This is a genomic window from Pseudomonas sp. YL2 (genome assembly GCF_023063025.1).
Classification (GTDB): domain Bacteria; phylum Pseudomonadota; class Gammaproteobacteria; order Pseudomonadales; family Pseudomonadaceae; genus Aquipseudomonas; species Aquipseudomonas putida_A.
Genome location: NZ_JAJSLU010000021.1, coordinates 60,762 through 70,578, shown reverse-complemented (window position 1 = coordinate 70,578; position 9,817 = coordinate 60,762). Strand labels below are relative to the sequence as shown.

10 protein-coding genes are annotated in these 9,817 nt (G+C 61.2%); 3 read left to right on the top strand and 7 right to left on the bottom strand.

From position 1 onward, the window contains the following. Positions 1 to 124: 124 nt before the first annotated feature. The 3 genes from LVD08_RS24270 to LVD08_RS24260 form a co-directional block, all read right to left on the bottom strand. A complete protein-coding gene (locus tag LVD08_RS24270; protein ID WP_003222357.1) occupies positions 125 to 1,738 on the bottom strand; it encodes an NAD(P)/FAD-dependent oxidoreductase in 1,614 nt (537 codons plus the stop codon). Between the two features lie 97 nt (positions 1,739 to 1,835). Then, a complete protein-coding gene (locus tag LVD08_RS24265; protein WP_247269446.1) occupies positions 1,836 to 2,489 on the bottom strand; it encodes a COG3650 family protein in 654 nt (217 codons plus the stop codon). Between the two features lie 59 nt (positions 2,490 to 2,548). After that, the gene (locus LVD08_RS24260; protein ID WP_247269445.1) at positions 2,549 to 3,148 is read right to left on the bottom strand and encodes a short chain dehydrogenase; all 600 of its coding nucleotides are present in this window, start codon (positions 3,146 to 3,148) and stop codon (positions 2,549 to 2,551) included. Between the two features lie 104 nt (positions 3,149 to 3,252). Between LVD08_RS24260 and LVD08_RS24255 the strand changes: the two genes are divergently transcribed. Continuing rightward, complete coding sequence (locus LVD08_RS24255) at positions 3,253 to 4,167, top strand: LysR family transcriptional regulator (RefSeq protein ID WP_183781515.1); 915 nt, start codon at positions 3,253 to 3,255, stop codon at positions 4,165 to 4,167. A gap of 107 nt (positions 4,168 to 4,274) precedes the next feature. On the opposite strand, the gene LVD08_RS24250 is transcribed toward LVD08_RS24255, so the two are convergent. From LVD08_RS24250 to LVD08_RS24235, 4 genes are read right to left on the bottom strand one after another with little or no spacing between them, the layout of a single operon-like run. Next, entirely contained in the window at positions 4,275 to 4,751 is a 477-nt protein-coding gene (locus tag LVD08_RS24250; RefSeq protein WP_247269444.1) for a DoxX family protein, read from the bottom strand. Then, complete coding sequence (locus LVD08_RS24245; RefSeq protein ID WP_247269443.1) at positions 4,748 to 5,506, bottom strand: HvfC/BufC N-terminal domain-containing protein; 759 nt, start codon at positions 5,504 to 5,506, stop codon at positions 4,748 to 4,750. The genes LVD08_RS24250 and LVD08_RS24245 overlap by 4 nt, the downstream gene beginning before the upstream one ends. Beyond that, positions 5,503 to 6,390 (bottom strand): MNIO family bufferin maturase, encoded by an 888-nt coding sequence (gene bufB / locus LVD08_RS24240; protein ID WP_247269442.1) that lies wholly within the window; start codon positions 6,388 to 6,390, stop codon positions 5,503 to 5,505. The genes LVD08_RS24245 and bufB overlap by 4 nt, the downstream gene beginning before the upstream one ends. Before the next feature lie 25 nt (positions 6,391 to 6,415). Next, positions 6,416 to 6,724, bottom strand: coding sequence for a BufA1 family periplasmic bufferin-type metallophore (locus LVD08_RS24235; protein WP_247269462.1), 309 nt, complete (start codon positions 6,722 to 6,724; stop codon positions 6,416 to 6,418). A 300-nt stretch (positions 6,725 to 7,024) separates the two neighbouring features. Between LVD08_RS24235 and LVD08_RS24230 the strand changes: the two genes are divergently transcribed. Together LVD08_RS24230 and LVD08_RS24225 are read left to right on the top strand one after the other, a co-directional pair. Next, positions 7,025 to 8,398: a DUF2599 domain-containing protein gene (locus tag LVD08_RS24230; protein WP_247269441.1), complete on the top strand. Its 1,374-nt coding sequence runs from the start codon at positions 7,025 to 7,027 to the stop codon at positions 8,396 to 8,398. Between the two features lie 30 nt (positions 8,399 to 8,428). Next, a complete protein-coding gene (locus LVD08_RS24225) occupies positions 8,429 to 9,667 on the top strand; it encodes a DUF2599 domain-containing protein (RefSeq protein ID WP_027614380.1) in 1,239 nt (412 codons plus the stop codon). Positions 9,668 to 9,817: the final 150 nt, after the last annotated feature.

Genomic DNA, 9,817 nt, shown 5'->3' with positions numbered 1-9,817 from the left:
CCGTGGGGGGGGGGGGCTTGCCGGGGAAGGCGGGGGGCCCGCCAACTTGGCGGCCCCCCGCCCCCCCCCATCCGGGACCAACCCCTCTCCCACAGGAGGTTGGTGTTACTTCAAGACAGATGTATCAGGCTTCCAGACCAAGAATGTCCCGCGCCACAGCTTCCGCAATCCGAATCCCGTCCACACCCGCCGACAGAATGCCACCGGCATAACCCGCACCTTCACCCGCCGGGAACAGACCTTTGACGTTCATGCTCTGCAGCGATTCGTTACGCGTGATGCGCAGCGGCGACGAGGTGCGGGTTTCGATCCCGGTCAACACCGCGTCGTGCAGCGAGTAGCCGCGAATCTGCTTTTCGAACGCCGGCAATGCTTCACGAATCGCTTCGATGGCAAAGTCCGGCAGCGCCAGGGCCAGATCGCCCAGGGCCACGCCCGGTTTGTACGACGGCTCGACTTCGCCCAGTTCGGTCGACGGGGTGCCGTTGATGAAGTCGCCGACCAGTTGCGCCGGGGCCTTGTAGTCGCTGCCGCCGAGGATGAACGCGTGGGATTCCAGACGCTCCTGCAACTCGATCCCGGCCAGCGGGCCGCCCGGGTAATCAACTTCCGGGGTGATGCCGACGACGATCCCGGAATTGGCGTTGCGCTCGTTACGTGAGTACTGGCTCATGCCGTTGGTGACCACGCGATTCGGCTCGGAAGTCGCCGCGACCACGGTGCCGCCCGGGCACATGCAGAAGCTGTAGACCGAACGGCCGTTCTTGGCGTGGTGCACCAGTTTGTAGTCGGCGGCGCCCAGCTTCGGGTGGCCGGCGTACTTGCCCAGCCGCGCGCGGTCGATCAGAGATTGCGGATGTTCGATGCGGAAGCCCACCGAGAACGGCTTGGCTTCCATGAACACGCCACGGCTGTGAAGCATGCGGAAGGTATCGCGGGCACTGTGGCCGAGGGCCAGAACCACGTGTTTCGAATGCAGGGTTTCGCCGCTCGCCAGCTCGACGCCGACCAGTTGGCCGTCTTCGATCAGCACGTCAGTGACGCGCTCCTGGAAGCGCACTTCGCCACCCAGGGCGCGGATCTCTTCACGCATGGTCTCGACCATGCCGGTCAGACGGAACGTACCGATGTGCGGTTTGCTGACGTAGAGAATCTCTTCCGGCGCGCCGGCCTTGACGAATTCGTGCAGGACTTTGCGGCCGAGGAACTTCGGATCCTTGATCTGGCTGTACAGCTTGCCGTCGGAGAACGTGCCCGCGCCGCCTTCGCCGAACTGCACGTTGGACTCGGGGTTGAGCACGCTTTTACGCCACAGACCCCAGGTGTCCTTGGTGCGCTGACGAACTTCGGTGCCGCGTTCAAGGATGATCGGCTTGAAGCCCATCTGCGCCAGCAGCAGGCCGGCGAAGATCCCGCACGGGCCGAAACCGACCACGATCGGGCGCTGGCTCAGGTCGCTCGGCGCCTGGCCGACGAATTTGTAGCTGACATCCGGCGCCACGTTGACGTTACGGTCGTCGGCGAACTTGCCCAGCACCTTGGCCTCGTCGCGCACGGTGAGGTCGATGGTGTAGATGAAGCACAGTTCGGAGGACTTTTTGCGCGCGTCGTAGCTGCGCTTGAACAAGGTGAAATCGAGCAAGTCATCGCTGGCGATGCCCAGGCGCTGCACGATGGCGGCACGCAGGTCTTCTTCGGGATGGTCGATTGGCAGCTTGAGTTCGGTGATTCGTAACATGGCGAGGATCCGGATTCGCGGGGCGCACAACTGCGCCAGGGCGTTTGAAGGCCGCGATTATAAGCCGCAAAGGCCGGATCCGGTGAGGCTAAAACGCTCAGTCGTTGCGCGATCCGCCGAAATACCCGCAACCACGCTCGACCTTGCCGTCGATGCGCAGTTCGGCGCTCATGTGCTGCACGCTGCCGGTGCTGCTGTCGACGCAGCGTTGCGGCGCGACCCACAACTCGATGCGCTGGTTGTTGGCTTCGCTGCTCAGGTTGAAGCGGCCGTCGCCCAATTGCTCTTCGACATAAGGCACCGCCAGCGCCGGCTGGCCTTCACGGTCGATGACCATGCCCTTGCCGCTGACTTTGACGTTCCACTCGGGACCGTGGCCGGCGGCACGCAGGATCAACAGCTTGAAGTTCGGGTCATCGCACGCAGTGCCAGAGCGCTCGACCCGGTACAACTGGCCGAGGTCGATGCGGTCGCCGACGAGCTTGCCGCGCACATCGGCAAACAGCTTGCCCTGTTGGTCGGCGAGGGTCGCGGCCTCTTGCAGCACGCTGGTGCCGCCGATGTCGTTGACCACGTACTGACGCTGTTCGCCACACGGCTGGAACACCAGTTTGCCCTCGGCTGCGGTCAACTGCCCCTGCATCCGGGTCTGCCCGACGTGGGACGCGCTTTCACGCGGGCCATCAAGCAATTGGCAGGCGGCGAACAACGGCAGCAGGGCAACAACGATCAACGAACGGGCAACACGCATCTTCGGCTCTCCAGACAAGTGCCGCCACGTTACGCAGGCTGACCGTTGATCACAAGGGTTTAGCCCACGTGAAAGGTCTGACCGGTTTGCAGGCCTTCGACACTTTTCGCGTAGGCCAATGCCACATCGGCTGCCGGAACCGGCTTGTAGCCACGGAAGTACGGGGCGTAGCTGCCCATCGCTTCCAGCAGCACGGTCGGGCTGATCGAGTTGATGCGCAGGCCTCGCGGCAACTCGATGGCGGCGGCTTTGACGAAGCTGTCCAGAGCGCCGTTGACCAGTGCCGCCGAGGCGCCGGTACGGATCGGGTCGTGGCTGAGCACGCCGGTGGTGAAGGTGAACGAGGCACCGTCGTTGGCGTATTCGCGGCCGATCAGCAGCAGGTTGACCTGGCCCATCAGCTTGTCTTTCAGGCCCAGGGCGAAGCTGTCAGCGTTCATCTCGCCGAGCGGAGCAAAGGTCACGTTACCGGCGGCGCAGATCAGCGCGTCGAACTTGCCGGTCTGCTCGAACAGCTTGCGAATCGATGCACTGTCGCTGATGTCCACCTGGAAATCGCCGCTGTTGCGACCGATACGGATGACTTCGTGACGCTGGCTCAGCTCTTTGTCCACGGCCGAACCGATGGTGCCGGCGGCACCGATCAACAGAATCTTCATGGGACTGTTCCTCAATGGGTTGAACGAGGTTTCAGTCTAGAGTGGTTTTTTCTGCGGATAAGCGCACTAATAGGCAGCCTTTGGTTTTCAAATGGAAACAATCCATGAGCGAAATGGATGATCTGGCGGCGTTTGCGGTATTGATCGAGGCCGGCAGTTTTACCCTGGCGGCGCAGCAACTGGGTTGCAGCAAGGGCCAGTTGTCCAAACGCATCAGTCAGCTGGAAGCACAGTTTTCCGTGGTGCTGCTGCAACGCACGACGCGTCGTTTGAGCCTGACTGCCGCCGGCGCCGCTTTGCTGCCGCAGGCGCAAGCGCTGGTCGTTCAGGTGGAGCGCGCGCGGCAGGCATTGGCGCGCTTGAAGGACGACATGGCCGGCCCAGTGCGGATGACGGTGCCGGTGTCGCTGGGGGAAACGTTTTTCGATGGCCTGCTGCTGGAGTTCTCGCAGAAATACCCCGAGGTGCTGATCGAGCTGGAGCTGAACAACCACTATCGCGACCTGTCCCGGGATGGCTTCGATCTGGCGATTCGCTCCGAGGTGGCCAATGACGAGCGGCTGGTGGCCAAGCCGCTGCTGGCTTGGCAGGAAATGACCTGCGCCAGCCCGGCGTATCTGGCGCAGTTCGGCGAACCGCTGACCCCGCAGGAGCTGGCCGAACACCGTTGCCTGCTCAACAGCCACTACAGTGGTCGCGAGGAATGGCTGTATCACCAACAGCACGAATTGCTGCGGGTGCGGGTGTCGGGGCCGTTCGCCAGCAACCATTACAACCTGCTGAAGAAAGCCGCACTGGCCGGCGCCGGTATCGCACGATTGCCGTCGTACCTGCTGCAAACGGAGTTGGCTGATGGCCGGTTGCGCTGGCTGCTGCGCGATTTTCAGACGCGCCGGATGCCGATGTATCTGGTGCACCCATACCAGGGCGGTTTGCCCAAACGCACGCAAGTGCTGGCGGATTATCTGATTGGCTGGTTCAAACGCAGCGGCGAGGCGCTGGATCGCCTTCAGCGCTAACTCATTTCCTGTAGGAGTGAGCCTGCTCGCGATTGCGTAAGCAAATTCAACAGAAATGTTGGCTGGATTACCGCTATCGCGAGCAGGCTCACTCCTACAGTTTGTGGTCAGCTGGCAAAACGTCGTGCGATCAGGTGATCGATCGACAATCTGCCCGGTCCGGTCGCCATCAGGTACAGCAACACTGCCGCCCAGGTGCCATGGGTCGGGTAGGCATCGGGGTAGACAAACACCTCGATGACCAGCGTCATGCCCAGTAGCGCCAGCGCCGAAAACCTCGTGGCGAAGCCGATCAATATCAGCACCGGAAAGAAGTGTTCGGCAAATGCCGCCATGTGCGCGGCGATTTCCGGTGACAGCAGCGGTACGTGGTATTCGCTCTGGAACAACGGAATCGTCGAGTCCGCCAAATGTGGCCAGCCGAGTTGCAAGGTGCCGTCGATCAAATCGATGGCCAGCCCCTCGACCTTGGTCTGCCCGGACTTCCAGAACACCGCGGCAATCGAGAATCGCGCGATGAAGGCGATCAGGCTGTGGGGGATTTTTTCCATGAGTCCGATGGCGCAAATGATGAGGTTGTTCATGGCGATACCTTGGTGTTCAGGTCGGTGATGGCGTTGTGGCCGATCAGCAGGGCGAGGGTCTGCGGCAGATCGAAAGGTGGACTGTCTTGCGCGGCTTGCAGCAGCGGTCGGTGATGGAGCAGATGGCGGATGAATACGCTGGCGCCGTGATCGAGGGCAAACACCTCGACCTCCAGACCGTTGCGCAGCACCAGTGCGTGTTGCCCTTGATGGATGTCGATGCCTGCCAGCGTCGCTTCTCCTTGATGCGCCGCCCAGATCGAAACCACCGCGTAAGCCGAATCGAGCAGGTGCAGCGAGGGATGCAGGGTGATGTCCAGTTCGGCGAGTGTTTGCGGATCGGCCAGTGCAGCGCTGATCTGTTGCGCACTGACCGTCGCGGCATCGGCGGCGTGATAAGCGCGGGTGCGCAAGCGTTCGAGCCGTGCGACATCGGCCAGATACGGCACCTCGGCCGCCGCTTCGAATGCGTCAATGAAGTCCGCCAGACCGTCGCCGTAACGGCTCATCAACGGACTGTGCGGCGGCTGCTGCTGGATGAATATGCCGGCCATGCCACGGAAGAATTCCTCGCCGACCAATTGCTGCACCACCGGATAACTGTCGGCCAGCGCGTTGATCAACGAACCTTGCACGTTATTGCGATACACCAGGAATCGGCTGGCAGGATCAGCACCGTTGGCGCTGCACAGGCCAGCGGGGCAGGGCAGGCGAGTGTCGAGCAGGGCGGCGCTGAAGTCGGCTTGCGTGCTCATGGCCGACTCCCAGCGTGCAGCAACAACGCTTCGGCCTGCTGCGCCTCGGCCAGCAGCACATTGAACGCCGGAACCTGATTGTCCCGCTCGATCAAGGTTGCCACCGGGCCGACTCGTTCGAGCGCCTGTCGGTACAGCGCCCAGACCGCGTCATCAATCGGCGCGCCGTGATCATCGATCAGCAAGCGGTCGCCGAGGCGGTCGGCATCTTCGGCGAACCCGGCCAGATGAATCTCGCCAACCGCGTGCAACGGCAGCGCGTCGAGGTAGGTCAGTGGATCGCGTTGATGATTGATGCACGAGACGTAGACGTTGTTGACGTCGAGCAGCAAACCGCAGCCGCTGCGGCGGATCACCTCGGTGATGAATGCCGGCTCGTCGATGGTCGAGCGCTCGAAGCCGAGATAGGTCGCTGGATTCTCCAGCAGCATCGGCCGCTTGAGGCTGTTCTGCACTTGATCGATGTGTTCGCAGACGCGGTTCAGCGTCGGCGTGTCATACGCCAGCGGCAGCAGGTCATTGAGGAACACCGGGCCGTGGCTCGACCAGGCAAGGTGTTCGGAAAAGGCTTGCGGTTGATAACGCTCGATCAGTGTTTGCAGGCGTTGCAGGTGCTGAACGTCCAGTGGCCCTTCGGCCCCGATCGACAGCCCGACGCCGTGCAGCGACAGCGGATACTGCTCGCGGATCAAGCCGAGAAAATGATGAAACGGACCGCCGTCGACCATGTAGTTTTCGGCGTGGACTTCGAAGAAACCGATGTCCGGTCGGGTGCCGAGCACTTCACGCAAGTGCCCGGTCTTGAGCCCCAGCCCCGCACGGGGCGGGAGCCCGCAGAGGGCTGCCCGAGTGCGCGGTGGGACAGGTTCGTTGGTGGTGAACATGAGCGTCACTCGGGCAGGCAATGGATCAGGACTTGGCTTTGAAGGCTTCCATCTGACCGAAACCGGTCGGCGAGGTTTTGCTCTCGGTGGTGGTGCAGGTGCCTTTTGGCACGAACTTCCAGGAGTTGGCCTGGTAATCCATCTTCGCTGTGCCGGCACAGGTAGTGCCCGCGCCCGCGGCGCAATCGTTGTGACCCTTCATGGCCACGCCGAAGCATTTTTCCATGTTGTTGTTGTCGGCGGCATTGGCGCTGGAAACGGCGGTCATGCTCAGGGCGGAACCAAGAGCCAGAACCAGTGCAGCGGCGGACAGGGTGCGAGAGGTAGTCATGATGTTTCTCCAGATTTGAGCTTGGGTTTTACAAGCGAAGTGCGCTTGCTTACCCCACTAGAGAACGCTCATGGCGATGCGTTACAGCGCAGTGCAAAGTTTTTTCGAAAAATTTTCGAACACTGCAATTTACTGTGGGAGCGGGCTTGCTCGCGAAGGCGGTGTGTCATCAAACATCAATGGCGTCTGACACTACGCCTTCGCGAGCAAGCCCGCTCCCACACTGGATTGTGTTCACTCTCGCCTGTTCTATAGTCATTTCAACGGCCACTCTGACAGGCCGATTTACCAGGACGGTATCTTATGACGAAGGATCGCTCAGACTCTGCTGCGCTATCGCGCAAGGCTTCATCATTCGCTCTGGCTTGCACGCTGCCCCTGTTGGTTTCCACGGTCAACGCTCAGCCGCAAATCGACCCGCTGGACACGCTCAAACGCATCAACAGTAATTACAACACCCTCAAGAACAGCTGCCAGGAACCCGATACCGGTGCTGCGCGCGGGTTGTATTACTGCAGCGGCGTGACGTTGCGCATGGTCAATGACGGGCCATTCAATCCGTGGGATTACAGCCCCTATGCGATCAAGATCGGCGCGACGTCCTACTCGTGGATCCGCAAGGATCTGAGCACGCGGATTCTGATTCATCCGGCCGGTTTCATCCTGCGCACACCCACCGATGCGGCGGCGTTGAAGCTGCCGGTCAAAGAGCAGGGTTTCACCTGCATCTATGCGTTTGATGGCGGCACCGGGCCGGAGCGCAAATGGTATGGCTGCGGTTTCTTTGACAGCCGCGAACCCCCGCGCGCGGCGCAAGGCACGCTGAACAATCGCAATGCCGCGCTGGCATACGGCACCTGTGCCGAGGCCGGTGTCACCACCGCCGAGCAGTGGACGCAGAAATACACCGGGCTGATGAAGGGGCCGATCCAGTACAGCCAATGTTCGTGGAACGCGGAAAAACCCAGCGACTGGCACGCGATGATCCGCGTGCACGAGTCGCGGCCGAACACCACCAAAAAGGATCCTTTTGCCTTCAGTGCCCAGGTCAACGAGTTCATGTTGAAGAACGCCACCGCGACCAACGATGGCAGCGAAAACATGAAGTACATCGATGCCTTCATCTACAACGTCAACAGCACGCAGAATTTCGCCACCCGCGGTGATCAGGCGCCGCCGAAACCGGAGAACGGCCTGAACAGTGCGCGCAATTTCCAGAAAAAACTCCAGGCCCAGGGCTACAGCGTGCCGATCCTGCGTCTGGACTTCACCAAGCCAGCCGAACAGCGTTTCAGCTATGTCGCTGCCGATCAGGCGATCGCCGAAATGGTGGTGGGTGGGGCCCCGGTGCCGCAATACATTGCCTCCGCCGACTGGATCAAACGTTACGACCCCGGCACCCGCAAGGATGAATGGAGCCTGAGCATCGTGCCCACCGCGGCGGGGCGCGCCTTGCCCGGTGAGCAGGTCGGCGCTCTGTACGATCAGTTGTTCGCCCTCAAGGGGCCGGACAGCAACTGGCGCGACAACGAAAAGTCCGCTGGCAGCATGCGTCAGCAACTGCGCTGCGTGATGGTCAATTACCGCAACAAGACGCCATGGAATCTGGAACCGTTCAGGCCGGCGTTGTCGGACAGCGAGACTCGCGCCGCGGGTTGCAACCCGGTCCCGCGTTGAGTGTGTTGGCTAATCAAGGAGATGCAAGCCATGAAGAAACGTCTGAACAGGATCGCCCCGTTGCTCGTGTTGCCGCTGTTGGTGCATGCGGCATGGGCCAATGCCGAGTCATGTGACGAGACGCTGAGGAAGGTTGAAAAACTCTACAACAATACCGTCGACAGTTGCGGTCAGGACCCCGCGTCGGACTGCTCAGGGCTGCTGGTGCGCGGCACGCACCGGGCCGATCCGGCCAAGGGGCAAAAGTGGGACGTCTGGAACCCCAGCCCGAAAGCCGTGGAGCTGGGCACATTTGCCGCCTCGTTCATGCGCGCCGACGGCATCAGTTATGAAGACCCTGGCATGAGCACGCAGAACGGCTACCTGATTACGCCCCGGGATCTGGTGAAAGACCCCGAGACGCCGGTGCATGTCTATTGCGCGTTTCCCAACGATGCCTGGACCGACTTTCGCAACGATCGTGGCTGTGGCGACAACAAGAACACCGCCCCGACCGAGGCAGTCTGCCAGGCCATGAAGCCACCTATCACAAGTCCGAATGCCTGGGTGGCGCACTTCACCCAGTACAACAACAATCGCCAACAGGACCAGTTGCAGTGCGGTTTCAACATGCGCAATCCGATGAGCAGCAAGGAGCGGGTCGACGCCTTCCGCAATTTCATGGGCGCGCGCAAAGTCATCAACAGCCGTGAGTTTCAGACTCAGACGGAGCTGCGCCTGGGCAATCCGAAAACCGATGAACTGCCGATTCTGGCGTTTTTCTACAGCGATCAGCGCGGCTTGAATGATGCCTTGGCCAATCAAAAGGATTACAAGGCCAAGACCGGCAAGGATCGCAACATCATCAAGATCGACTTCCCGAGAACGCCGGTGGCCAAGGCCTCTTTCTCGTGCATCCAGACCTCGACGCCGACAGAACCGAAATTCTGCGACAAGTACATCGAGTCCAGCACCTGGGTACAACGCCCCGACCCGAAACTGGGGCCGAAGACCTGGTCGCTCTCGGTCGTACCGACCGCGTGCGGTCGGGCGATCAAGGACGACCAGACCGACCGGATGTTTGCCGAGCTGTACAACAAGCACAAGGACGATGCGCAATGGCGCGAGTACAGCGTCAATGGCGGGTCGTTGCGGCGGCAGATGGTCTGCCATCTGGCGGCGGTCTACGACGGCAAGCCTGTGAGGAACAAGCCTGAGTGGAACCTTGAGCCGGCCCGGCCTTATGTCGATCAGGCGAAGGCGGTGGCGCAGTACTGCAACCCCTACTGACGGCGTTTGATTGTGTGGGAGCGGGCTTGCTCGCGAAGGCGTAGTGTCAGACACCATTGATGTCGGATGACACAGCGCCTTCGCGGCAAGTCCCGCTCCCACAGGGGATCTGTGTTGGATTCAATCTATCTGCCAGGCACAAAAAAAAAC

Excerpts from the sequence above, each read along its gene's own strand:
- LVD08_RS24270 (WP_003222357.1), bottom strand. The coding sequence starts at position 1,738 with ATGTTACGAATCACCGAACTCAAGCTGCCAATCGACCATCCCGAAGAA.
- LVD08_RS24265 (WP_247269446.1), bottom strand. The coding sequence starts at position 2,489 with ATGCGTGTTGCCCGTTCGTTGATCGTTGTTGCCCTGCTGCCGTTGTTC.
- LVD08_RS24260 (WP_247269445.1), bottom strand. The coding sequence starts at position 3,148 with ATGAAGATTCTGTTGATCGGTGCCGCCGGCACCATCGGTTCGGCCGTG.
- LVD08_RS24255 (WP_183781515.1), top strand. The coding sequence starts at position 3,253 with ATGAGCGAAATGGATGATCTGGCGGCGTTTGCGGTATTGATCGAGGCC.
- LVD08_RS24250 (WP_247269444.1), bottom strand. The coding sequence starts at position 4,751 with ATGAACAACCTCATCATTTGCGCCATCGGACTCATGGAAAAAATCCCC.
- LVD08_RS24245 (WP_247269443.1), bottom strand. The coding sequence starts at position 5,506 with ATGAGCACGCAAGCCGACTTCAGCGCCGCCCTGCTCGACACTCGCCTG.
- bufB (WP_247269442.1), bottom strand. The coding sequence starts at position 6,390 with ATGTTCACCACCAACGAACCTGTCCCACCGCGCACTCGGGCAGCCCTC.
- LVD08_RS24230 (WP_247269441.1), top strand. The coding sequence starts at position 7,025 with ATGACGAAGGATCGCTCAGACTCTGCTGCGCTATCGCGCAAGGCTTCA.
- LVD08_RS24225 (WP_027614380.1), top strand. The coding sequence starts at position 8,429 with ATGAAGAAACGTCTGAACAGGATCGCCCCGTTGCTCGTGTTGCCGCTG.